Annotated in this window: 18 protein-coding genes, 1 other RNA gene and 1 pseudogene; 7 read left to right on the top strand and 13 right to left on the bottom strand. The window is 65.6% G+C overall.

From position 1 onward, the window contains the following. Positions 1-4 precede the first annotated feature (4 nt). Together ssrA and FFS62_RS01285 are read left to right on the top strand one after the other, a co-directional pair. Positions 5-362: a transfer-messenger RNA gene (gene ssrA, locus FFS62_RS01290) on the top strand. A 306-nt stretch (positions 363-668) separates the two neighbouring features. After that, positions 669-1,040 carry a hypothetical protein gene (locus FFS62_RS01285; protein WP_137971008.1) on the top strand — a complete coding sequence of 124 codons (372 nt, stop codon included), beginning with the start codon at positions 669-671 and terminating at the stop codon, positions 1,038-1,040. Here FFS62_RS01285 and FFS62_RS23125 read toward each other — a convergent pair. The 10 genes and pseudogenes from FFS62_RS23125 to FFS62_RS01225 all read right to left on the bottom strand — a co-directional run bounded on the left by FFS62_RS23125 (position 995) and on the right by FFS62_RS01225 (position 12,434). Further along, positions 995-1,975 (bottom strand): annotated as a pseudogene (locus tag FFS62_RS23125) (tyrosine-type recombinase/integrase). The gene FFS62_RS01285 and the pseudogene FFS62_RS23125 overlap by 46 nt on opposite strands. Before the next feature lie 585 nt (positions 1,976-2,560). After that, entirely contained in the window at positions 2,561-3,343 is a 783-nt protein-coding gene (locus FFS62_RS01265) for a MetQ/NlpA family ABC transporter substrate-binding protein (RefSeq protein ID WP_137971005.1), read from the bottom strand. Between the two features lie 177 nt (positions 3,344-3,520). After that, entirely contained in the window at positions 3,521-4,147 is a 627-nt protein-coding gene (locus tag FFS62_RS01260; protein WP_137971004.1) for a glutathione binding-like protein, read from the bottom strand. A 69-nt stretch (positions 4,148-4,216) separates the two neighbouring features. Further along, positions 4,217-4,618 carry a biopolymer transporter ExbD gene (locus FFS62_RS01255; RefSeq protein ID WP_137971003.1) on the bottom strand — a complete coding sequence of 134 codons (402 nt, stop codon included), beginning with the start codon at positions 4,616-4,618 and terminating at the stop codon, positions 4,217-4,219. 1 nt (position 4,619) lies between these two features. Then, positions 4,620-5,336: a MotA/TolQ/ExbB proton channel family protein gene (locus FFS62_RS01250; protein ID WP_137971002.1), complete on the bottom strand. Its 717-nt coding sequence runs from the start codon at positions 5,334-5,336 to the stop codon at positions 4,620-4,622. 70 nt (positions 5,337-5,406) lie between these two features. Continuing rightward, on the bottom strand, positions 5,407-6,189 hold the full coding sequence (locus tag FFS62_RS01245) for an energy transducer TonB (protein WP_137971001.1): 783 nt from the start codon (positions 6,187-6,189) through the stop codon (positions 5,407-5,409). A gap of 303 nt (positions 6,190-6,492) precedes the next feature. Continuing rightward, positions 6,493-7,449 carry an aliphatic sulfonate ABC transporter substrate-binding protein gene (locus FFS62_RS01240; RefSeq protein ID WP_137971000.1) on the bottom strand — a complete coding sequence of 319 codons (957 nt, stop codon included), beginning with the start codon at positions 7,447-7,449 and terminating at the stop codon, positions 6,493-6,495. Between the two features lie 2 nt (positions 7,450-7,451). Further along, a complete protein-coding gene (mgrA, locus tag FFS62_RS01235) occupies positions 7,452-8,492 on the bottom strand; it encodes an L-glyceraldehyde 3-phosphate reductase (RefSeq protein ID WP_137970999.1) in 1,041 nt (346 codons plus the stop codon). A 142-nt stretch (positions 8,493-8,634) separates the two neighbouring features. Next, entirely contained in the window at positions 8,635-9,963 is a 1,329-nt protein-coding gene (locus FFS62_RS01230; protein ID WP_137970998.1) for an LLM class flavin-dependent oxidoreductase, read from the bottom strand. Between the two features lie 254 nt (positions 9,964-10,217). Then, positions 10,218-12,434: a TonB-dependent receptor gene (locus FFS62_RS01225; RefSeq protein ID WP_137970997.1), complete on the bottom strand. Its 2,217-nt coding sequence runs from the start codon at positions 12,432-12,434 to the stop codon at positions 10,218-10,220. Positions 12,435-12,717: 283 nt separating this feature from the next. On the opposite strand from FFS62_RS01225, the gene FFS62_RS01220 reads away from it, so the two are divergent. The 3 genes from FFS62_RS01220 to FFS62_RS01210 all read left to right on the top strand — a co-directional run bounded on the left by FFS62_RS01220 (position 12,718) and on the right by FFS62_RS01210 (position 16,427). Next, the gene (locus FFS62_RS01220) at positions 12,718-13,764 is read left to right on the top strand and encodes a LacI family DNA-binding transcriptional regulator (protein ID WP_371920092.1); all 1,047 of its coding nucleotides are present in this window, start codon (positions 12,718-12,720) and stop codon (positions 13,762-13,764) included. A gap of 198 nt (positions 13,765-13,962) precedes the next feature. After that, on the top strand, positions 13,963-15,141 hold the full coding sequence (locus FFS62_RS01215) for an MFS transporter (RefSeq protein ID WP_137970995.1): 1,179 nt from the start codon (positions 13,963-13,965) through the stop codon (positions 15,139-15,141). Positions 15,142-15,419: 278 nt separating this feature from the next. Continuing rightward, the gene (locus FFS62_RS01210) at positions 15,420-16,427 is read left to right on the top strand and encodes an acetoacetate decarboxylase (ADC) (RefSeq protein ID WP_137970994.1); all 1,008 of its coding nucleotides are present in this window, start codon (positions 15,420-15,422) and stop codon (positions 16,425-16,427) included. A 152-nt stretch (positions 16,428-16,579) separates the two neighbouring features. Here the strand turns inward: FFS62_RS01210 and FFS62_RS01205 are convergent, their stop codons facing one another. Genes FFS62_RS01205 through FFS62_RS01195 form a run of 3 tightly spaced genes read right to left on the bottom strand, consistent with a single transcriptional unit; the run spans position 16,580 to position 20,790 of the window. Further along, entirely contained in the window at positions 16,580-17,476 is an 897-nt protein-coding gene (locus tag FFS62_RS01205) for a TauD/TfdA family dioxygenase (protein ID WP_137970993.1), read from the bottom strand. 13 nt (positions 17,477-17,489) lie between these two features. Next, a complete protein-coding gene (locus FFS62_RS01200; RefSeq protein ID WP_137970992.1) occupies positions 17,490-18,392 on the bottom strand; it encodes a TauD/TfdA family dioxygenase in 903 nt (300 codons plus the stop codon). Positions 18,393-18,429: 37 nt separating this feature from the next. Continuing rightward, complete coding sequence (locus tag FFS62_RS01195) at positions 18,430-20,790, bottom strand: TonB-dependent receptor (protein ID WP_137970991.1); 2,361 nt, start codon at positions 20,788-20,790, stop codon at positions 18,430-18,432. A gap of 317 nt (positions 20,791-21,107) precedes the next feature. Here FFS62_RS01195 and FFS62_RS01190 point away from each other — a divergent pair, with 317 nt between their 5' ends. Both FFS62_RS01190 and FFS62_RS01185 read left to right on the top strand, forming a co-directional pair. Further along, on the top strand, positions 21,108-22,031 hold the full coding sequence (locus tag FFS62_RS01190; RefSeq protein ID WP_137970990.1) for a LysR family transcriptional regulator: 924 nt from the start codon (positions 21,108-21,110) through the stop codon (positions 22,029-22,031). An 84-nt stretch (positions 22,032-22,115) separates the two neighbouring features. Continuing rightward, on the top strand, positions 22,116-22,508 hold the full coding sequence (locus tag FFS62_RS01185) for a GFA family protein (protein ID WP_137970989.1): 393 nt from the start codon (positions 22,116-22,118) through the stop codon (positions 22,506-22,508). Positions 22,509-22,511: the final 3 nt, after the last annotated feature.

Raw genomic sequence — 22,511 nt, 5'->3', positions numbered from 1 at the left:
TTCTGGGGCCGATTAGGATTCGACGCCGGTAGCAAAACTTGAGGGGCATGCCGAGTAGGTGACAGTTCTCGTAAATCCGCTGCCACAACTTTATAGTTGCCAACGACGACAACTACGCTCTAGCCGCCTAAGTGCCGCTAGCTGACCCTAGGGGATGCCTGTAAACCCGACGATTAGGTCAGTCAGATAGAACAGGATCGCCGCCAAGCTCGCTGCAGGTGTAACGGCTAAAACTTATGCAGCTCGCTCCAAGCGCCCTGCCACTCGGGCCGCGCGGAGTTAACTCAATAGAGATGGCTAAGCATGTAGAACCGATAGCGGAGAGCTGGCGGACGGGGGTTCAAATCCCCCCGGCTCCACCAAACAAGCCCCTGATTTTCCTAGAGAAAGTCAGGGGTTTTTCTTTGGGTGTCGAAAAAGTGTCGAAAGTACAGACTTAAAGCGAAGCGTTAGAAATCTGACGTTGAAGCTAGACCTAGACCAATTCCTGGCGTAAAAGTTGAGAGGAAAGCCAGGAAATATATGCCCCACACTCCCCGCCCCGGTTTCTAGACACTCAGCCTGCAGTAGCATAGCCGCCCTCCCGCTGAGGAACCTGACTAAGGAACGTGGTTACACCCACAAGAGCCGTCACGCTAAGGGCAGCTCTCGCTTAGCAAGTTAAGGCCATGAACTCACTGCGCCGCGAGCGGTACGAGGTTCCTCTCGTGCTACTGGAAGGTAAGTTATTTCTGGACGTTATGTGCCACGCCGACAAGGTTCTGCTGGTCAACGTCGTCTATAACGACACCACCCAAGCGGTTTACTACCCACCGACAGATAGCGAAATTCCTTGCGAAGAAGCGGAGCGGGCATGCCGGATGGCGTTGGGCCATTTCAGATCAAAGTCATTTGGTCTCTACATGAACGACCGCCGCGCCGTCCTAAGGCGATCCGCGCTCATCCTTGATGCTGAAGGCCCGCTATATGACGGAATCCTTTTCAAGCACGAGATTCACCAAGAGAGCGCGGCCAAAGGCCCCAGTCTAAGCGCGTCCTGAAGGTGATCCGGGGCTAGATGCGCATAGCGCATGGTCATGGCCAAGCTCGAATGGCCCAGGATTTTCTCAGCGTAAGGATGTTGCCGCCGTTCTGGATGAAGTGGCTGGCGAAGGTATGCCGGAGAGAATGGGCAGCCTGGCCTTTAGGAAGCTCAATAGTCGTCCTGGCGAGGGCTCTGCGAAACGAGGTAATGGCCGAGTTCGGCTGACCATGCTGTTTCCGGTGCCGAACGATTTGGGCTTCCAGTTCGGTCGAAATTGGCACAGACCAAACCTACCGCTCTTGGTCAGCTGAAAGTAATCACCGCGTTACGTAGACCGGTCCGTTTTAGCTTTTCGGCCCCTGACCAACAAGCACCTGTGGCCAGACAAATCAGCGTGATGATCTCGACATGTGGGTTATCACAGCCACTGCGAATGGCCTCCAGCAGTTCGGCAATCTGATCGGTCGTCAGCCAAGACAATTCCCGTTCCTGGATCTTCGACGGCTTCACCAGGGCCAGCGGATTGGCGTAGCGATAACGCCTAGGACGCGCAATTCGTTTGCGCAGATACCCCAACTCGTTATTGAGCGTTTTAGGCGACGTGCCCTTCCCTAACCTGACGTGGCGATCATGAGCTTAGGTCTGCGGATCGAGCTTGGCGGCCTGCGGATTGCGAAGGCGCTTCGCGAGCATATCCAGCTTGGAGCGCGGCGTTCCCCCATCCCTGAGAGAGGCCCCACGCAGGTCGAACCAAGCGGCGACCAGCTCGGTCAGTCGGCGTTTGTCGGTCGGCTTTGGCGTCCAGCTCGGATTGTCTACGACCTTGGAGCGGCAGCTAGCCTCAAACCGCTGAGCTTCAGCCTTGGTCTTGAGAATCTTGCGGAAACGCTTGCCCTTGATCGGCTCTATATCGACCTTCCAGCGGCCATCAGCTAATTGCTCAATGGCCACACGCGATGCTTCGCTCAGAAGATGTAAAGCAAGCCCAGACAGATGACGAAAAACAGTACCGTGCTAAACGCAAATAGCCCCAGGTAGATACGACCGACCTTGGCGCAATGCGGACACTCATAAACATCTTTCGGCAACACCAGACTGCATTCTGGACACTTGTGGTCGTCCATACTGGCTCCGCTATGGGTACTAACAGTCTCATACTGCTCTTCCCCAGTGGATATGTCTCTCTTCCAGTAAATCGCGGATGTGGTGGTAGGGGTCGATGGTGGTCATATCCTTAGCCGCATAGTGGTCGCGGATCACCGGCCAGCATTCCCACTCGGTGAGCCGCTTAAACGCCTTTTTTTGCGCCCCCAGGATGTTCCCACCCTTCTGCATGAAGTGACTGGCGGCCTGAAGATTCGCGCCTATTCACCGGTGCTACGCAAACTGAGCGAAGCCTCCTCGCTCGCTTACATGCCCTACAAAAAAACAACGCCGACCAGCTTGCGCGGGTCGGCGTCAAAAGGAGAAGGCAATTCAGCCTTCACCACCGTGGTTTACGGCGGGCAGCAGCGACACAAAAGAAAAGGGCCGCGCTTAGAACGCGGGAACTACGGCCCCCGAATAGCGCTTATCGATGAAGGCCTTCACTTCCGGGCTGGTCAGGGCTGCGGAGAGTTTCTTGATGGCGTCGCTGCTCTGGTTGTCCGGACGGGACACCAGGTAGTTCACGTAAGGCGAGTCGCTGCCCTCGATGACCAGCGCGTCCTTGCCCGGGTTGAGCTTGGCTTCCAGGGCGTAGTTGGTGTTGATCAGGGCCAGGTCGACCTGGTCCAGCACGCGCGGCAGGATGGCCGCCTCTAGTTCCTTGAACTTGAACTGGTGCGGGTTCTCGGCGATGTCCTTGGGCGAGGCCAGGGCGTTGCTCGGGTCCTTGAGCTTGAGCAGGCCGGCCTTCTGCAGCAGGAGCAGGGCGCGACCGCCGTTGCTGCCCTCGTTGGGGATGGCGATGGTCGCGCCTTTGGGCAGGTCGGCCAGGGACTTGTATTTCAGCGAGTAACCGCCGAAGGGCTCAACGTGCACGCCCTTGACGATCACCAGGTCGGTGCCGCGGTCGTGGTTGAAGGTGTCCAGGTAGGGCTTGGTCTGGAAGTAGTTGGCATCCAGTTGCTTCTGGCTCACCTGCAGGTTGGGCTGCACGTAATCGGTGAAGACTTTGACGTCGAGGTCGACGCCTTCCTTGGCCAGCTGCGGCTTGATCAGCTCGAGGATTTCCGCGTGGGGCACGGGCGTGGCGGCAACGGTGAGCTTCTCTCCGGCGTGCGCCAGAGTGGCAGAGAGGGCAGCCGCCAGAGCGGTCAACAGCAAGGTCTTCTTCATGTCCATGATCTCGATTCAGGCGCCGCGGCTGGATCTTCAGCCGCCGGCAGGTTGGCTTTGGTACCAGCGGGTAGGCTGGGTGGAGTGACAGTAGGGACTTTTCTTATTCCGTAAAAATACTGTTTAATTATTTTTATATTCCTCAAAAGGATAAGCGGCATAAGCGCCCCGCTCCGCTTAGCCCTTGAGCAATCCTTCGGCACGCAGCGCCTGCTGCACCGCCGGACGCGCCGCCCACTGCTCGCGCAGACGCGCCACATTGGTCAGCTGGTCGAAGGGCGCGCCGAGCCGTAGCAGCCAGTTGGCGAACACGCCGAGGTAGGCATCGGCCAGGGTGTAGCGTTCACCGACCAGCCACTGGCGACCCTGCAGGTGCCTGTCGATGTGTTCGAAGGCCTTGTACAGCTGCTGCAAGGCATGGGCGCGAATGCCGGGGTGCGCCGCCTCATCCGCCGAGTAGCGCTCGGGGCGATTGAGCGGGCGGAACGAGGCGGTATGGATCTCCGCCGCCAGGTAGCCGAGCCAGCCCTGGATCTGCGCGCGCTCGGCGCTGCCGGCTGGGGCGAACAGCGGCGTGCCGGGCACCTGATCGGCCAGGTACGGCAGGAGGGCGCTGTTCTCGGTCAGCAGGGTGCCGTCGTCCAGTTGCAGGGCCGGCACCCGCCCCAGCGGGTTGATCGCGTGGATCGGCGAATCCGGCGTGCGCAGCGCAACCTGCTCGACCTGGAACGGCAGCGCCAGTTCGTGAACGGCGATATGCGAGGCCAGCGAACAGGCCCCCGGAGAGATATACAGCGTGGGCATGGGCGCCTCCTGTGGCGAATAAAAAAGGGGCCGTTCCCCTGCCTGGTAAGAACGGCCCCGCGAAACGATTCAGCGAGCGGTGATCACGGCCAGCTTGGTGATGCCGGCGCGCTCGATGCTGGCCATGGCCTTGGCCACCACGCCGTAGTCGACCTGGTCGTCGGCCTGCAGCTGCACCTTGACCTCGGCATCCTTGGTCTTGGCATCGGCCAGGCTGCTCTCCAGCAGCTCCGGCTGGATCTCGTCCTTATTGATGAACAGCTTGCCGTCACCGTCGATGCTCACCACCAGCGGGTCCTTCTGGTCCGCCGGGGCCACGGCCTCGGTCTTCGGCAGGTTGATCGGGATGGAGTTGGTCAGCAGCGGCGCGGTGACGATGAACACCACCAGCAGCACCAGCATCACGTCCACCAGCGGGGTGACGTTGATCTCGGAGAGGACTTCGTCGCTGTCCTGGGTGGAGAAGGCCATGTCAGACAGCCTCCTTCACGTTCTGCGGCTGCTGCGGTTTGCGCGCGCCGGGGTGGCTGATGACCTTGAACGCGCTCTTCTGCGCCAGGCTGTAGAAGTCGTGGGCGAAGTCGTCGAGGTCGGCGGCGGTCAGCTTGAGGCGCCGCAGGAAGTAGTTGTAGACCAGCACCGCCGGCACGGCGACGGCGATGCCCACGCCGGTGGCGACCAGCGCCGCACCGATCGGCCCGGCCACGGTTTCCAGGCTGGCGTTGCCCGCCGCGCTGATGCCCTTGAGCGCTTCCATGATGCCCCACACGGTGCCGAACAGACCGATGAAGGGCGAAGTCGAGCCGATCGAGGCGAGGACCGCCAGGCCGGACTCCAGCGAGCGGCGCTCACGCTGGATCTGCTGGCGCAGCGAGCGCTCCAGGCGATCCTGATGGTTGATCGACTGGGCCAGATCATGGGCCTGGCCGTCCTGCACCTGGATGGCGGCGAAGCCGGCCTGGGCCAGGCGGGCCACCGCACCGTTCTGCTGCTGGCCCTGTTCGGCGGCGGAGTCCAGGCTGGTGGCGCTCCAGAACTGCTTGTGGAAGCGGCGATCCTGGTAGCGCTGGCGGGCGAACTGGATGCCCTTGATCAGGGCCAGGCCCCAGGTGATGACGGAGAAGCCGATCAGCAGCCAGATGACGCTGTGTTCGACCGATTGGAAGGGAGAGTCGGTAAGCAGGTTCATGTCGCGTTCCTCGCAGGGCGTATTGCAGTCTTGTTCGGCGGCGCCAAAGGGCACCGCTTCGGTCGGTCAGTCAGTTCAAACGGAAGGCCAGTGGCACGGTCACCCAACCGGCGATCGTCTGGTCGCCACGCTTGGCCGGTACGAAGCTCCAGCGCTTGACCGCGCGGATGGCGGCCTCGTCGAGGGCCTCGCGGCCGCTGCTCTTCTGCACCTGAATCTCGCTCGGCTTGCCGTTGGCCTGTACGTGTACCCGCAGCAGCACCGTGCCTTCCCAGCCACGGCGCTGGGCCAGGCTCGGGTATTCCGGCGCCGGGTTCTTCAGGTACGCGGCGTTGGCCGAGGGCGGCGTTTCCACCGGGGCCGGAGCCGGCTTGGGCGGTTGCGGCGCCGGCGGGGTCTCGGCCTTGGGCGGCTGCGGTGGCGGCTCGACCGGTTTCGGCACCGGCTTGGGTTTCGGTTTGGGTTTCGGCGGCTGCGGCTTGGGTGGCTCGGGCTTGGGCGGCGGCTTGACCGCCAGCTCCTCCACCACCGGCGGTGGCGGCGGCTCGATCACCGGCTCCGGCGGAGGCGGCGGGGCGGCGAATTCGATGGTCATCGGCGGGATGACCACCGGCACTTCCGGCAGCACCGGCTCGCTGCGCTGGCTCAGCCAGTACAACACGGCGCCGTGCAGGGTCAGGGCGAACAGACCCAGCAGCACGGCCTCGCGGCGGCTCAGCACGGGACGCTCGCGACGCGGCACATGGCGCTGCAGGTCGAGGGCCTGGCGCAACTGCACGCCGAGATCGAGGACCTCGCCGGGGTTGCGCCACAGCACTTCCTTCAGGTTGTCGGCTTTTAGGACGTTGCCCATTTGGCAGTGTGCTCCTGGATCACGGGCCAGCTCTGGATGGCGTTTGGTGGCATGCCGGACTAGCAGGAACTGGCCGGCTGACGTGGGTTGGATAATTGAATGACGCGCTTATTTCAGAAAGTATCTTTTTATTAACTTGTAATTTCTTAATGGAATATATGATTCATAAGTCATTGATTCATAACGACTAAAAACCCTTGATGCTCTATAGGCATGAAAAATATGCCTACAGAGCATCGCCCGCGAAACACACCTGAAAGGTCCATGGCAGAGCAGTTCCTCCGCAGTTCGGCCTCGAGCGTTTCACTGCTCCACTGCGCCAGCGCCCGCCGCGCGCCAGATCACCGACTGGATCTGCAGCGGCCTGGGCAGCAGCCGATTGGCCACGAACAGGTCGGCGGTGTGCTGCTGCGCGGCGATGATCTCGCTGGTCAGCGGGCCGATCGGCGACGGTGGACGGTGGCCGAAGGCGCGCGCGATCACCGCCTGACTGAGGCCGGTAACCCTGGCCAGCACGGCGATACTGGCGGCTTCATCGCTGCGGGTCAGCGCCTCGGCGCGGTTCAGCTCGGCGAGCAGTTCGGGGAGGAACTGCGGGTTGGCCTCGGCGAACGGCCGCGCCGCCAGCACGAAGGGCCCGCTCAGGCCGAGGCCCTCGCCGTTGACCAGCAGGCGCGCGCGACCTTCCAGCTCGATGGCCGAGTAGAACGGGTCCCAGATCGCCCAGGCGTCCACCGCGCCACGCTCGAAGGCGGCGCGGGCGTCGGCCGGCGGCAGGTAGATCGGCTGGATATCGGCGAACGTCAAACCTTCACGGGCCAGCGCGCGCAGCACCAGGTTGTGCGCGCTGGAGCCCTTCTGCAGCGCCACGCGCTTGCCCTTGAGCTCGGCCACCGACTGCAGCGGGCTTTCCTTGGCCACCAGGATCACCTCGGCCTGCGGCTTGGGCGGCTCGGCGCCGATGTACAGCAGGTCGGCACCGGCGGCCTGGGCGAACAGCGGCGGGATATCGCCGGTGGAGCCGACATCCAGGCTGCCGATGTTCAGCGCCTCGAGCATCTGCGGGCCGGCGGGAAACTCGATCCACTGCACGCGCACGTCAGGGAAGCGCTTCTCCAGCATGCCGTGCTCCTTGGCCAGCACCAGGCTGGTGGAGCCTTTCTGGAAGCCGATGCGCAATACCTCGGGGTCGGCCGCACGGGCCAGGCCGGAGAAGGCCAGCAGCGCCAGCAAGGCGGCGCCGAATCGAATGCTGTTCATGCTCACTCCCAGTCGGTGGACGGTTTTTCCCAGAGGTTGATACCGCCCTCCACCGCATAGCGGTCGATCTCGGCCAGCTCCTCGGCGCTGAAGGCCAAGTTGTCCAGCGCGGCGACGTTCTCGACGATCTGCGCAGGATTGCTGGCGCCGATCAGCGCCGAGCTGACCCGCGCATCGCGCAGGGTCCAGGCCAGCGCCAGTTGCGCCAGACTCTGCCCACGGCGCGCGGCGATCTCGTTGAGCGCACGGGCGCGGGCGATGTTGGCCTCGGACAGGTGCTCGGGGCGCAGCGAGGCGCCGCCCGGGCGGTTGACCCGCGCGTCCTGCGGGATGCCATTGAGATACTTGTCGCTGAGCAGGCCCTGGGCCAGCGCGGTGAACACGATGACGCCGGCGCCCAGCTCATCGGTGGCGTCGAGCAGGTCCTTCTCGATCCAGCGGTTCAACAGGTTGTAGGCCGGCTGGTGGATCAGCAGCGGCACCTTCAGCTCGCGCAGCAGCGCGGCGATCTCGCGGGTCTTGCCCGCCGAGTAGGAGGAGATGCCGACATACAGCGCCTTGCCCTGGCGGACGATGTCGGCCAGGGCGATGGCGGTCTCCTCCAGCGGCGTGTCGGCGTCGAAACGGTGCGAGTAGAAGATGTCCACGTAGTCCAGGCCCAGGCGCTGCAGGCTCTGGTCGAGGCTGGAGATCAGGTATTTGCGTGAGCTGCCGCCCTGCCCGTACGGCCCCGGCCACATGTCCCAGCCGGCCTTGGTGGAGATGATCAGCTCGTCGCGGTGGGCCTTGAAGTCTTCCTGCAGCAGGCGGCCGAAGTTGCTCTCGGCGCTGCCATAGGGCGGGCCGTAGTTGTTGGCCAGGTCGAAGTGGGTGATGCCCAGGTCGAAGGCGGTGCGCAGCAGCGCGCGCTGGGTATTGATCGGCGTGGCATCACCGAAGTTGTGCCACAGGCCCAGGGACAGGGCCGGCAACAGCAGACCACTGCGGCCGACGCTGCGATAGGGAATGCGTTGGTAGCGGTTGGCGGCGGGGATGTAGCTCATGGGGGAATCCTTGCGTATCGGTGTGCGGTCTCCCCTCTCCTGCGGGAAAGGGGCCGGGGGTGAGGGGCTTCCAGGCGGCTCCGCGTCGCTCATAGCACCCTCACCCCAACCCTCTCCCAAGGGGAGAGGGAGTTGTTTGGCGTCAGGTGAAGAAGGGATTGCGCGGATACGGCAGGCCAAGGTGCTCGCGCAGGGTGCGGCCACGGTACTCGGTGCGGAACAGACCACGACGTTGCAGCTCGGGCACCACCTGGGTGGCGACGTCCTCCAGGCCCAGCGGCAGGTGCGGCACCAGCACGTTGAAGCCGTCGGCGCCACGGCCCTCGAACCAGGCCTGCAGCTCGTCGGCGATCTGCGTCGGCGTACCGATCAGGCTGTGGTGGCCACGCCCACCGGCGATGCGCCGGCCGAGTTGGGCCAGGGTCAGCTGCTCGCTGCCGGCCAGTTCGGTGAGCAGCCTCTGTCGGCTCTGCTGGCCGTTCTCGGTCAGCGGCAGTTCCGGCAGCGGGCCGTCCAGTGGGTAGCCGGACAGGTCGAAATTGCCGAGCATGCGCCCGAGCAGGGCCACACCCACTTCCGGCTCGACCAGCTCCTGGAACTGCTCGAACTTCTCGCGGGCCTCGGCCTCGCTGGCGCCGACCACGACGAACACGCCGGGCATGATCTTCAGCTCGTCCTCGCCGCGCCCGTACTTGGCCAGGCGGCCCTTGAGGTCGGCGTAGAAGGCCTGGGCCTTGGCCAGCGAAGTCTGCGCGGTGAACACCACCTCGGCGGTCTCGGCAGCCAGCTCGCGACCGGTCTCCGAGGAACCGGCCTGCACCACCACCGGCCGCCCCTGGGGCGAACGGGCGACATTGAGCGGACCCTGCACGCGGAAGTGCTCGCCGTGGTGGTTCAACACCTTCAGCTTGGCCGGGTCGTAGAACTGGCCGCTGGCCTGGTCGTGGACGAAGGCGTCGTCCGCCCAGCTGTCCCACAGGCCGCGCACCACCTGGTGGAATTCGCGGGCCCGCGAGTAGCGCTCGGCGTGCGGGATGTGCGCGTCACGGCCGAAGTTGAAGGCCTCGGCGGCGGCGTCCGAGGTCACCAGGTTCCAGCCGGCGCGGCCGCCGGAGAGGTGGTCCAGCGAGGCGAACTTGCGCGCCACGTGGTACGGCTCGTTGTAGCTGGTGGTCACCGTGCTCACCAGGCCGATGCGCTCGGTGATGGCGGACAGCGCCGAGAGCAGGGTCAGCGGCTCGAAGTACACCGAGCGCGAGGTGTGGCTGGCGATGGCATCGGTGGACGCGGCCACGCTGTCGGCGACGAAAATGGCGTCGAACCTGGCCGCCTCGGCGATCTGCGCGGCGCGTTTGTATTGGCTGAAATCCAGCGGGTCCGACGCTACGTCCGGATGGCGCCAGGCGGCGATGTGGTGGCCGCCGGCCATGAGAAAGGCGCCGAGGCTGAGTTGACGTTGGGCTTGGCTCATAAGGAGTTACCTACTGGGACGGAAAGCCACCCGGCCGCTCTGCGGTGGCTCGGGTGGGTCTGCACGCCGGGATTTCTGTGCAGGGCGGGTGAAAACCGCGTGGCCGAAGCCGCGGGTTGCACCCGACCTAGGTGGTAATCGCGCCAGTACGCAACGATGTGAGAGGCATCGCCGGTAGCCCGGGCGTCCGGGGACACACGGGGCAGCCCCACCCGGACGGAAGTCCGGGCTACATCGCCATCGTCGACGGGCACTTAAAAGTCCTTGCGCAGCTGCACGCCGAAGTAGCGCTGGTCGTCACGCGGCACCGCGCGATAGATGTAGGTGCCGCCGCTGGCCAGGGACTGGGCGTAGGACTTGTCGGCGAGGTTCTTGCCGAGCAGGGCCACGCGCCAGCCGTCGTTGTAGTCGGCCAGGGCGATGCTGGCGTTCCAGATGCCGTAGGCGCCCTGCACCGTGTCCGGGTTCTGGTCGAGGCTGAACTGCACCTCGTCCTGCCAGCTGTAGTCGGTGGAGAGCTCCACATCCAGGCCGTTGTCCAGCGGGATGCTGTAGTCGGCGCGCACGTAGCTCTTCCAGTCCGGGGTGAACGGCAGGCGGCCGCCGTCGATGTCGCAGGTGGCGGCGGCGCCCGGCGGGCAGTTGAAGTGGTCGACGCGGGCCTTGGTGTAGGCCAGCGACGCCGACAGCTTGAGCTGGCGGGTGGCCTGCAGGCTGGCGTCCAGCTCGATGCCCTGGGTCTTCACGCTGCCGGCGTTGATCAGGCGGGTCACCACCTGGTTGGCCACGGTGTCGAAGAAGTTGGCCTGGTAGTCGTCGTAGTCGGTGTGGAACACGGCCAGGTTGGCGGTCAGGCGGTTGTCCCACGCCGTGCTCTTGAGGCCCAGCTCGTAGGAGTCGGAGGTCTCCGGCTTGAGCGCCTCGGTGTCGCGCGGCTGCATGTTGAAGAAAGTGTTGTAGGCCGGGCCCTTGTAGCCGCGCGAGTAGGTCAGGTAACCGGTGAGGTTGTCGGTGAAGTCGTACTGCAGGCCGGTGCGGCCGCTGAAGCCGTCCTCATCCACCGAGCCTTCGCTGCTGGTCGACGGCTGGATGCCGGTGACCGCGGTGGCCGAGGTGGACACGCGGCGATGGTCGTATTCCAGGTCGTCGTGGGTCCAGCGCAGGCCGAGCAGCGCGCGGAAGTCGTCGGTGAAGTTGAAGGTGTTCTCGCCGAACAGGGCCACGCTGTCGTTGGTCACGCTGTAGTCGGCGCGGCCCTGGTTGAGCACGCCGGCATTGGTCGACCAGCGCTGGTAGATCTCGTCGGACTTGCCGTGGAAGTAGTAGGCGCCGAGCACGTATTCGTTGAACTCGCCCTTGGGCGAGGTCAGACGGAACTCCTGAGAGTACTGGTCATAGTCCACCTCGCCCTTGTCGTGGGAGGCGGTCAGCGGCAGCAGGGCGCGACGGTCGCCGTCCTGGTACTGGGTATTGTCCCAGCCGCGCCAGGCGGTGATCGAGGTCAGGGTGAAGTCGCCCAGCTTCCAATCGGCCTGGCCGGACAGGCCGGTGTTGGTGTCCTCGACGTGGGTCTTGTAGTCGCTGTTGATGTCGCGGTTGTGCTTGCTCGGCGTCACCGGCCGCAGCTGGGTGGCGAACGCTGCGTTGGCCGAGGTGACGACCCCGCTGGGCAGGGTGTCCTCGCCGTCCATGTAGTCGCCGATCAGGGTGAATTTGAAGTCCTCGTTCGGCTCGAACTCCAGCTTGCCGCGCACGCCCTTGCGCTCGTAACCGTTGACGTCGTGGCCGTTGTAGACGTTCTCGACGTTGCCGTCGTAGTCGCCCCACAGGGTGCTCAGCGAGCCCTTGAGGCTGTCGGTCAGGCGCCCGCCGAGGCCGAAGCGCAGGCGGTTCTCGTTGCCGCCGCCGAAGTGCGAGTAGTCGACGTAGCCGCTGGTCTCTTCCGGCGCGTCCTTGCTGATCACGTTGAGCACGCCGGCCGAGGCGTTCTTGCCGAACAGGGTGCCCTGCGGGCCGCGCAGCACTTCGATGCGCTGCAGGTCGAGCAGGTCCAGGGTGGACTGGCCGGGGCGGCCGAACACCACGCCGTCGACCACGGTGGCCACGGTCGGCTCGACGCCCGGCGAAGTGGAGATGGTGCCCACGCCGCGGATGAACAGCGAGGTGTCCTTGTTCGAGGCGCCGGCGCGGTAGTTCAGGGTCGGCACCTCCTGGACGATGGCGGCGACGTTGTTGCGGTTGCCGCGCTCGAGCTGCTCGCCGTCGATCACCGACACGGCCACCGGCACTTCCTGCAGCGAAGCCTCGCGGCGGGTGGCGGTCACCGTCACGGTGCCGAGCGTGGCGGTCTGCTCGGTGGCCGGCGCCTCGGCGGCGAACGCCGGCTGGCCGAGCACGGCCAGCAGCACGGCACTGGCCAGCGGCGTGCGGCGCAGGCGGAATGGGGAAACCTGGGAATTCTGGGTATGCATCTACTTCTCTGCCCTGTTGAACCAGACGGAGCCCGCTATGGGCTTTCTCGGTCGCCGTAACCGGTCTGGTCTCGCTCGTGCGAGTGGCAGTGAAGGTCGGCGTGCGCCTTGTTAGCGCTAACATCGACAGTATCGGAGCGGAATTTATAGAGCGTCAAATAATTAAAAATTACTTTTATATTCCATAAGTAGATTTTCACCGCCACCGCTCGCAAGCCTTTGTTAGCGCTAACAAATGCAGTATGGTGGCTGCCTTCCGACCCTCGAACGGACCATCACCGTCGTGAGCAGCAGCAAGGATTCCCCCCGCAAGCGCCGTGGCGCAGGACGCGTCACCCTCAGCCAGGTGGCCGAGCAGGCCGGCGTTTCGGCCATCAGCGTGTCGCGCTTCTTCAACCAGCCGGAGCAGGTTTCCGGCGAGCTGCGCGAGCGCATCCAGGCGGTGGTGACCGAACTTGGCTACGTGCCCAATCTGGTCGCCGGCGGCCTGGCCTCGGCACGCGGACGCATCGTCGGCATGGTCATCCCGAACATCTCCGGACCGATCTTCGCCGCCACCATCCAGGGCTTCAGCGACACCCTGGCCAGGCACGGCTACCAGCTGCTGCTGGCCTCCAGCTACTTCTCCGAGGAGCAGGAAGAGAGAGCCGTGCGCGCCTTCCTCGGCTGGTCGCCGGCGGCGCTGGTGGTCACCAGTCACTTCCACAGCGCCGGTACCGAAAAGCTGCTGGCCGACGCCGATATCCCGGTGGTGGAGATCTGGGACTACCGCCCCGAGCGCGCTCCGCTGCAGGTCGGCTTCCTCCACTACGAAGTGGGCGTGACCGCCACCCGCCACCTGCTGAAGCAGGGCTACCGGCGCATCGCCTTCGTACAGAACAGCGCCGCCGGCGACCTCAGCGCCCTGGAGCGTCGCGACGGCTACGCCGACACGCTGCACGAGGCCGGCCTGGAGCCCTGGGTGTTCGTCCCCTCGGCGGATGCCAAGCCGTTCGAGGCCGGCAAGCAGGCGATGGACGCGCTGATGAAGCGCAGCCCGCGCCCGGATGCCATCGTCTTCGCCAACGACAACCTGGCCGCCGGCGGCCTGCTCGCCGGCCAGCGCGCCGGTCTGAAGATTCCCGAGGACTGCGCGGTGATCGGCTTTGGCGACTACCCCTTTGCCGAGATGCTGCTGCCCAGCCTGACCACCGTGCGCCCGCCGGCCCGCGAGATCGGCGAGATCGCCGCCCTGCGCGTGCTGCAGAGTCTCGGCGCAGTCGAGACCGAAGGCGAACTGCAGCGCCTGAACCTGCTGCAGTGCCAGTTGATCGTCAGAGAGAGCGCCTAGGTGCAATGTAGGAGCGAGCTCTGCTCGCGAAGCTTTTGCCGTACCCGGCTTCGCGAGCAGAGCTCGCTCCTACACCCACACCCCTTTGCCGCACTCATTTAGAGGCTGATAAGGCATAATTGCCGCCTTCCCGCCCCACACCCAGCCCCGCACGAGGACTCCGCGCCTACGTGCGGTGCGTCGCTTTCCGGATCATTCATGCACCTCGGTACCCTGCTCTCCCTGCCCCTGCTGGCCCTCGCTCTCGGCGGTTTCGTCGTCGGCAGCAGCGAATTCATCATCATGGGCCTGCTGCCCGAAGTGGCCGCCGACCTGGGGGTGAGCCTGGCCGACGCCGGCCTGCTGGTCAGCGCCTATGCCATGGGCGTGGTGATCGGTGCGCCGTTGCTCGGCCCGCTGCTCGGCCGCCTGCCGCGCAAGCAGGCGCTGCTGTGGCTGATGGGCGCCTACTCGCTCGGCAACCTCGGCTGCGCCCTCGCCCCGGACTACGCCTGGCTGCTGGCCATGCGCATGCTCACCGCCATCAGCCATGCCGGCTTCTTCGGCTGCGCCACCCTGCTGGCCGCCGAACTGGCTCCGCTGCACCGGCGCGCCTCGGCCATGGCCCTGGTGCTCAGCGGCCTGACCATCGCCAACGTGCTCGGCGTGCCGCTCGGCGCCTGGCTCGGCCAGGCCACCAGCTGGCGCATGACCTTCTTCGCCGTCGCCGGCTTCGGCCTGCTCGCCCTGCTGGCCCAGGCCCTGTGGCTGCCGCGCACGCCGGTGCCGCCACGCGGCGAAGCCGGCGCCTGGAGCGGCATCCTGCGCCGTCCGGTGCTGCACGCCCTGCTGGTCTGCTGCCTGTCGTCGGTGGCGCTGTTCGGCGTGTTCACCTACATCAGCCCGCTGCTGCGCGATGTCGGCGGTTTCAGCGCCTCGCTCAGCAACGGCGCGCTGCTGCTGTTCGGCATCGGCCTGACCCTGGGCAACCTGCTCGGCGGCCGCCTGGCCGACAAGGGCATGCGCTTCGCCCTGCCGCTGGCCTTTGCCGCCAGCACCCTGTGCCTGCTCGGCCTGTACCTGTTCATGGAGGTGACGCCGGTGGTGCTGGCCCTGCTGTTCGCCTGGGGCGTGGCCAGCTTCGCCATCTCCTCGCCGCTGCAGCTGCTGCTGGTGGAACAGGCCGGTGAGTCCGCCAGCCTGGCCGCCACCCTCAGCCACGCCGCGTTCAACCTGGGCAACGCCAGCGGTGCCTACTTCGGCGGCCTGTGGCTGAGCGTCAACCTCGGCCTGGCCAACCTGCCGCTGCTGGGCGTGGGCCTGCTGGCCATGGTGATCCTGGTCAGCCTGCCGCTGCCGCGTTTGCGCGCAACGCGCGAGCGCTTCGAACTGAAGTGAGCGACAGGCCCTCGGAGCCTGCTCCTCGCGCAGCACAGGCACCGGCCGCAACGTTGACCCGCTAGGCGACACGGCGACCTTCCCCCACCTACATGGCGGCTGCTTATCGCTGTGGATTCATCCGATCGATGCGACTTCTGCATCGGCCGACGCACTTGACCATAAAGTTAAGTTGAACGTTAGGGTTTCCGCGCCCGGCTCTCAAGCGCACGACTTGAGCGGCTGTATACGGGGGTTCCATGGGCAGGAACCGCCTCACGACGCGGAGACGAACACAGATGAGATTCAGCAACGTTGCGGCAATGGCAGGTGTGCTGCTGAGCGCCATGGCTCTTCCCTCCTGGGCCATCGGCTTGCCGGAGGCCAGCCAGGCAGGCACTGCCACCACCCGTATCGCCGGCCAGGATGTTCCCGTGGTGGCCGGTGGCTTGTACGACCGCTACCGCTCCAACCCACCGCTCTCCGTTATCGCAGCGGAGGCGCCGGGCATCGACCTGAGCTGGTTCGAGGGGCTGAAGAAAACCAGGGTCGACATGGGCTTCGAGTCCTACTCGCCGAACTTCTACTACAAGAACAGCCGAGTCACCGCGGTCTTCACGGCGGACCTGGAGCGGCTGAAGGCACTGATGCCCGCCACGGTGCTGGAGCAGGTTCAACCGATCCAGGTTTGGCCCGGCAGGGGGCTGGTCGCACTGACCGCCTACGCCTACGAATACTGCGACAACGACAGCTACAACGAGATCGCGCTGTCCATCGTCACCAACAGGCCCGGTAGTTCCAACCTGGGCCCCATCTCACTGGTGGGTCAGTCGATGTCCAACGACTTCTGGGGCTATGTGCTCAAGCTGCCGGTCAACACCGAGCTGGCCAGGGTCAGGGGCGTGGTCGGCTACAACCTGCCCAAGTGGCTGACCGGCATCAACCTCAGGGAAACCGACAAGTCGGTGGTCTTCGAAATTCTCGACAGCCAGACCGGGAAAGTCGACGTCACGCTGGAGACCGAGAAGCTCAGCGATCTGTCCACCGAGGCTGACCTGGTGACCAACAGCTTCACCAATATCGGCCACAGCGGTGAGCTGAACTACGGCTATGCGATCTCTCGCCAGCTGCGCCATGCCTCCACCACCAATGAGGATTCGGTCAAGCTGACCCTGAACGGCGGCAGCCTCTCGACCTATATCGAGTCACTGCAGCTGGGCGACCTGGTCAAGTACGAGTACGTGCCGGAATTCCAGAGCGCGCTGTATGCCCCAGCCCCCCTGCAGTCGTTCCTTGATAGGGACTGAGTTGCGCAGCAGAACCGGAGGGCAGGCTGCATACCCTCGGTTCTGGCCTGCATCTCCGTCGACGGCATTCGTGCTTGCTGGCGCTTCACGCAGCGCTCATGGCAGAACGGACAACCCGCACGGGCGGGTCGTCCGTTGCCCGGCCGATGCCTTCAGAACGGTCGGCTGCCGGCCAGGCTGATGCGCTTCATGCGCCGGCGCTGGGTGGCCGGGAAGGCATTGCGCGCGTGCAGGGTGGCCTGGTTGTCCCAGTACACGATGTCGCCCACCTCCCACTTGTGCGTGTAGGAGTAGCGCGGGTTCTGCAGGTGCTCGCGCAGGCGGGCGATCAGCGCCGCGCCCTTCTGCGGGTCGTAGCCGGGAATCTCCACCTCGGTGTGCACGCTGAGGTAGAGCAGGCGCTTGCCGGTCTCCGGATGGGTGCGCACCAGCGGATGCTCGGTGCCCTGGATCGGCTCGATGTCCGGCGTGCGGTAGGTGACGAAGCCGCCCCCGTAGCCACCGTTCTTGATGCGCACGAAGGGGTTGTAGTTGATCAGCTTGAGATCGTCGATCTCGCGCCGGGTGTCTTCGTCCAGGGCGCGGTAGGCCAGGGTCAGGTTGGTCCAGCTGGTCTCGCCGCCCTCCTCCGGCACTTCCAGGGCATACAGCAGCGAGCCGGCCGAGGGCGTTGGCGTCCATTGATGATCGGTGTGCGCCGGCAGAGCGAAGTTGCCCAGCTCGCCATCACCGGTATTGGCCACCTTGACGATGTCCGGTGCCTTGCCGTCGTCGCCGGAGGACAGCACGGCGAAGTCCGGGTGCGGCTGGAACACCGAGCCGAACCAGGAGGTGAAACGCAGGAACTGCGCATCGTCCAGCTGCTGATTCTTGAAGATCAGGATCTGGTATTCGCGGTGAGCCTGCTTGAGGGTGAGGATCTGCTCGGCGGTCAGGTCCCGGCGGCCATCCAGGCCATGTACCTCGGCGCCCAGCGGGGCGTTGAGGGGGACGATGCGCAGGCCGTCGCCGGCCTGCTCCTGGCGCAATGCGCTGACGTTGTTGCTCATGCTGCTCTCCCCTTCAGCCCTTGCGGATGGTCTGGCTGCGGCGACCGTCGACGCTCACCGGCACGTCGCCGGCCAGGGTCACGCGGCGCACGATGCGGTCCTGCTGGCCATAATCGTCCACCGCGTAGTGCTGGGTGGCGCGGTTGTCCCAGATCGCCACGTCACCTTCCTGCCAGCGCCAGCGCACGGTGTTTTCCAAACGGGTGACATGGCCCTGGAAGGTGTCGAACAGGCGCTGCGAGTCATCGCGCGACAGGCCCTTGATGCGTTTGACGAAGTGGCCGAGCAGCAGGCTGCGCTGGCCGCTCACCGGGTGCACGCGCACCAGCGGGTGCTCGGTCTCGTAAACGGTGGAGGCGAACACCTTGCGGTACTCCTCCAGCTTGGCCAGCTCGACGTTGGGGCGCACGCCGGCGTAGTCGTACTCGTTGCTGTGCACCGCCCAGAGCTTGTCGGCCAGCTCGCGCAGCTCCGGCGAGAGGTCCTGGTAGGCGGTTTCGGTATTGGCCCAGACGGTGTCGCCACCGGCCTTGGCCGCCACCACCGAGCGCAGGATCGAGGCCTTGGGATAGGCGTCGACGAAGGTCACGTCGGTGTGCCAGGAGTTGGCGCGCTGGCCCTGGGCGCCGTCCAGTTCGAGCAGGTAGTGGGTGCCTTCGCGTACCGGCACCGTGGGATGGGCGATGGGCTCGCCGAGCAGCTTGGCGAAGGCCTCCTGGGCCTGGTCGTCGAGCTGGTGCTGGGCGCGGAAGAACAGCACCTTGTGCTCCACCAGCGCAGCCTGGATGGCCTCGACGGTGGCGGCGTCCAGCTCGGCGGACAGGCTGATGCCGCGAACCTCGGCACCGATGCGCCCGGCTACCGGGTGGATGTCGAGTTGGACTGCAGGTTGTACGGCGATTGCGGCATTGCTCATGGTGTCTCTCCTTGAGGTTTGGCTGTGCGGCAGCCGATCAGAAGTCGTAACGCAGGGTCACGCCGGCGGTGCGCGGCTGGCCCACGGAGGCGGTGTAGGCGCCGTTGGTCATGGCGAAGGCGGTCAGGTAGTAGTCCTCGTCGGTGGCGTTGCGCACCCACAGCGAGGTGTCCAGCTCGCCATCGCCGAGGTCGGCGCGCACGCCGGCGGCCAGGTTGAGCAGGCCGTAGCCGTCGATCTTCGACAGGTCGGAGTTGTCCAGCGTGCCTTCGGCCTCGGAGCGGTAGGAGTAGCCGGCGTTGACGTAGGGACGCAGGCCGCCGTCGAGCTGCCAGGTGTACTCGCCGTTGACGTTGCCGATCCATTTCGAGGCGCCGACCACACGCTCGCCGGTCAGGTCGCACTTGGCGGTCGGGTTGACCGTGCTGACCTCACCCGGGCACGGCGCGTCCTTGAAGCTCAGGTAGGTGACGTCGTTGTAGGAGCCGTTGAAGTTCAGGGTCAGGCCGCGGATCGGCAGGTAGGAGGCCTCGAACTCCACGCCACGCGAGCGCACGCTGCCGGCGTTGGCCAGCACCGACACCGGGGTCGGCGAGCTGGCGTTGGTGGTCAACGTGGTGGCCTGATAGCCGTGGATGCCGGTCCAGAAGATGTTGGTGTTGAACAGCAGGCGGCCGTCGGCCAGGGTGCTCTTGAAGCCCAGCTCGGCATCGTTGGCGCGCTCCGGACCGACCACCAGCGAGTCGGCACCGTTGCCAAACACCGGAGCGGTCAGGTTGACCCCGCCTGACTTCTCGCCGTGGGACAGCGTGGCGTAACCGAGCAGGTCGTCGCTGAACTTGTAGCTCAGGCTGAGCAGGCCGGACGGCGAAGCGTTGTGCAGACCGAAGTCGCCGGTATCCAGGGCGCCCATCTGCCGTTGGCGCGCGGCATTGAGCGGTGGGATGCCGGACAGATCTGCGCCGCCTTCGGGAGCGAAGCGGTGCAGGCGCGCGGTCTTCTCCTCGTAGGTGCCACGGATGCCGGCGGTGAAGTCGAGGCGGTCGGTGAGGTGCCAGTTGCCCTGGGCGAACAGGGCGAAGCTGTCGGTCTCGATCTTGCCGTTGGTCTGGGTGCGTACGTTGTTGAAGATGCCGTTGTTGGCACCGGTGAGGAACAGGTCGGCGTAGGGGCCGAAGTCCTGCACCGTCTTGTTGCCCAGGTTCTGGTTGAACAGGTAGGCGCCGAGCACGTAGTCGAAGCTGCCGCCGGTGGGCGAGGCCAGGCGGAATTCCTGGGAGAACTGCCGGTCGTGCACTTCCACGCCGCTGTGGGTGAAGGCATCGACGTCAGTGAGGTCGGCATCGTTGCGCGGGATGAAGTGCCAGTAGCGGTAGCCGCTGATCGAGGTGAAGGTGTAGCCGCCGTCGAGGTTCCAGTTGGCCTCCAGCGAGGAGCCGCCCTGGTAGACGTTCACCGACTGCACGCCGTCGATGTTCACCTCGCGTTTCTTCACGTCGTACTGCGGGTTGGCGCCGATCAGCGCGGCGCGCTGGCGGAAGCGGTCGGTCACGCCGTACAGGGCCCACACACCATTGCTGGAGTTCTCCTGGTTGTAGTCGGTGATCCAGCGCAGGCTGAAGTCGTCGTTCGGCTCGAACAGCAGCTGGCCACGGGCACCCTCGCGCTCGCCGCCAACGAAGGTGCGGTCGTCGTGCTGGTTGTCGATGTAGCCATCGTCACGGGTGCGGTAGGCCGACAGGCGCCCGGCCAGGGTCTCGGTCAGCGGCCCGGAGATGGTGCCCTTGCCCTGGAACAGGCCGCGCTCGCCACCGGTGACCTCGACGCTGCGCTCGGGGGTGAAGGTCGGCTTGCGCGTGCTGATGTTGATCACCCCGGCCGTGGTGTTCTTGCCGAACAGGGTGCCCTGCGGGCCGCGCAGCAGCTCCAGCTGTTCGACGTCGAGCAGGTCGAACACGGCCATGCCCGGACGGCCCAGGTAGATGTTGTCCAGGTAGATCCCGGCGCTGCCTTCCAGGCCGTCGCTGGCCGGGTTGTTGCCGATGCCGCGCACCGCCACGCTGGACTGGCGCGCATGGATATAGGCGACGTTGACGCTTGGCAGCACCTGCTGCAGGTCCTGCACCTTGTAGACCTTCTGCTGCTCCAGGGTGGCGCCGCTGAGGGTGGTGATCGGCGTCGGCACGTCCTGCACGTTTTCCTCGCGGCGGCGTGCGGTGACGGTGACCTTGCCCAGCGCCACCTCTTCCTCGGCGCTCGGCGTGATGGCGGCTTCCTCGGCCAGCACATGGCCCGGCGCGGCCAGGGCCAGCAGCAGGGTCAGGGCGTATTCGGGGGCGGCCAGGCGTTGCAGCGACAGGGGCCGGGCGATGGTTGGCGACGTTCGGTGATGGCTCATCAATGTTTCCTTGGCTGATCTGCCCGCCGCCGGATTCGGGCAGCAGCGGGCCGCATCGCCTGCATGGGGCGATGGCTGAAAGGGTGGTGAATGGGTGGGCGAGCCTTAAGGCGGCTCAGCGGCGGTCAGCGACAGCGGCACCGCGGCATTGGCATCTGCATGGTTCTCCCCCTGGGTTGCATGGCCATATCAATATTCCATTTAGATCTAGATTTATTAATTTACTTAGATTGACGGAATAAGAGCCTGCATTTAAAACCAGCACCCAGGGGCACACAAATGCCTTCTCCCTATATTTTCAATGCCGGGAACGCATCATGGATCTGCGCCAACTCCGCTACTTTCTCGCCCTCCACGAGCACCGCAGTTTCGTCCGCGCGGCCGACGCCATGGGCATCACCCAGCCGGCCTTCAGCCGCAGCATCCAGGGCCTGGAGCACGAGCTGGGCTGCGTGCTGGTGGACCGCGGCAGCAAGGACCTGCGCCCCACGCCAGAAGGCCAGGTGGTGCTGCAGCACGCCCTGGCCCTGGTGCGCGGCGCCAGCAACCTGAGCCACGAGATCAACCAGATGACCAAGCTCGACGCCGGCGAGCTGCGCTTCGGCTGCGGCCCGGCGCTGGCCGCGCGTCTGGTACCGGACGCCCTGCTGGAATTCATGCAGCGCTACCCGCGGATCCGCGCGCAGTTCGAGGTGAACAACTGGGAGAACCTCAGCCGCAGCCTGGGCCGCGACGAGATCGAATTCTTCATCGCCGACATCCGTCACTTCGAGGCCGACCCCAGCGTGCAGACCCAGGCCCTGCGCCCGCGTCCCGGGCTGTTCTTCTGCCGCCCCGGCCACCCGCTGCTGGCCAAGGAGAGCCTGTCGACCAACGACCTGTTCGACTATCCGCTGGCCGCCACGCGCATTCCCATGGGCGCGCGCAAGGTGCTGGCCAACCTCAGCGGCAAGACCGACTTCGCCGTACACCTGGAGTGCGAGCACTTCTCCCTGCTGGAGGAGCTGGTGCAGCGCAGCGACGCCATCGGCATCGCCACCGTCGAGGCGGTCAGCGATCGGGTCCAGCGCGGCGAACTGGTGCAGCTGCACCTGCGCAATCTGCCGAGCAACCTCGACAGCCTCAGCGCCCGCTGCGGCATCGTCACCCGCACCGGTTTCCGCCTGTCCCCGGCGGCCAAGGCGATGATCGAGCTGCTCACCGACCTGGACGGGCAACGGACGGAGACGGCGGCCGCCTGAGCGGGCGTGCCGCCTAACCGCCGCATCGCTTGCCGCTACTCAGCTGCTAAGGTCACCCAGACCAGTTAGCAGAGGAGATGCGTGATGCAACGATTCAGCGGCGGCTGCCTGTGCGGCGACGTGCGGCTGGAGGCCGCGGGGCGTCCCTACCGGGTCGGCCTGTGCCACTGCCTGGACTGCCGCAAGCACCACGGCGCGCTGTTCCACGCCTCGGCGATATTCCCCCAGGAGGCGGTGACCGTCAGCGGCGAGACGCACGCCTACGCCGGGCGCCACTTCTGCCCGCGCTGCGGCTCCTCGGTGTTCGCCCGCAGCGCCGACGAGATCGAAGTGAACCTGGGCGCGCTGGACGCCCCCGACCAGCTGCAGCCCACCTACGAGAGCTGGATCATCCGCCGCGAAGCCTGGCTGCCGCCGTTCCCCCTCACCAGGCACTACGCACGCGACCGAGAGGGCACTGGGCGCCTGGAGGAATAGCGC

The sequence above is a fragment of the Pseudomonas sp. F(2018) genome (assembly GCF_005508865.1).
Taxonomy (GTDB): Bacteria; Pseudomonadota; Gammaproteobacteria; order Pseudomonadales; family Pseudomonadaceae; genus Aquipseudomonas.
Note: the sequence above shows the minus strand (reverse complement) of the source record. Positions and strands in the feature narration are given on the sequence as shown.

Excerpts from the sequence above, each read along its gene's own strand:
- FFS62_RS01285 (WP_137971008.1), top strand. The coding sequence starts at position 669 with ATGAACTCACTGCGCCGCGAGCGGTACGAGGTTCCTCTCGTGCTACTG.
- FFS62_RS01190 (WP_137970990.1), top strand. The coding sequence starts at position 21,108 with ATGGATCTGCGCCAACTCCGCTACTTTCTCGCCCTCCACGAGCACCGC.
- FFS62_RS01255 (WP_137971003.1), bottom strand. The coding sequence starts at position 4,618 with ATGGCCTTCTCCACCCAGGACAGCGACGAAGTCCTCTCCGAGATCAAC.
- FFS62_RS01260 (WP_137971004.1), bottom strand. The coding sequence starts at position 4,147 with ATGCCCACGCTGTATATCTCTCCGGGGGCCTGTTCGCTGGCCTCGCAT.
- FFS62_RS01185 (WP_137970989.1), top strand. The coding sequence starts at position 22,116 with ATGCAACGATTCAGCGGCGGCTGCCTGTGCGGCGACGTGCGGCTGGAG.
- FFS62_RS01215 (WP_137970995.1), top strand. The coding sequence starts at position 13,963 with ATGCACCTCGGTACCCTGCTCTCCCTGCCCCTGCTGGCCCTCGCTCTC.
- FFS62_RS01265 (WP_137971005.1), bottom strand. The coding sequence starts at position 3,343 with ATGAAGAAGACCTTGCTGTTGACCGCTCTGGCGGCTGCCCTCTCTGCC.
- FFS62_RS01240 (WP_137971000.1), bottom strand. The coding sequence starts at position 7,449 with ATGAACAGCATTCGATTCGGCGCCGCCTTGCTGGCGCTGCTGGCCTTC.
- FFS62_RS01200 (WP_137970992.1), bottom strand. The coding sequence starts at position 18,392 with ATGAGCAATGCCGCAATCGCCGTACAACCTGCAGTCCAACTCGACATC.
- mgrA (WP_137970999.1), bottom strand. The coding sequence starts at position 8,492 with ATGAGCTACATCCCCGCCGCCAACCGCTACCAACGCATTCCCTATCGC.
- FFS62_RS01250 (WP_137971002.1), bottom strand. The coding sequence starts at position 5,336 with ATGAACCTGCTTACCGACTCTCCCTTCCAATCGGTCGAACACAGCGTC.
- FFS62_RS01205 (WP_137970993.1), bottom strand. The coding sequence starts at position 17,476 with ATGAGCAACAACGTCAGCGCATTGCGCCAGGAGCAGGCCGGCGACGGC.
- FFS62_RS01230 (WP_137970998.1), bottom strand. The coding sequence starts at position 9,963 with ATGAGCCAAGCCCAACGTCAACTCAGCCTCGGCGCCTTTCTCATGGCC.
- FFS62_RS01195 (WP_137970991.1), bottom strand. The coding sequence starts at position 20,790 with ATGAGCCATCACCGAACGTCGCCAACCATCGCCCGGCCCCTGTCGCTG.
- FFS62_RS01245 (WP_137971001.1), bottom strand. The coding sequence starts at position 6,189 with ATGGGCAACGTCCTAAAAGCCGACAACCTGAAGGAAGTGCTGTGGCGC.
- FFS62_RS01225 (WP_137970997.1), bottom strand. The coding sequence starts at position 12,434 with ATGCATACCCAGAATTCCCAGGTTTCCCCATTCCGCCTGCGCCGCACG.
- FFS62_RS01210 (WP_137970994.1), top strand. The coding sequence starts at position 15,420 with ATGAGATTCAGCAACGTTGCGGCAATGGCAGGTGTGCTGCTGAGCGCC.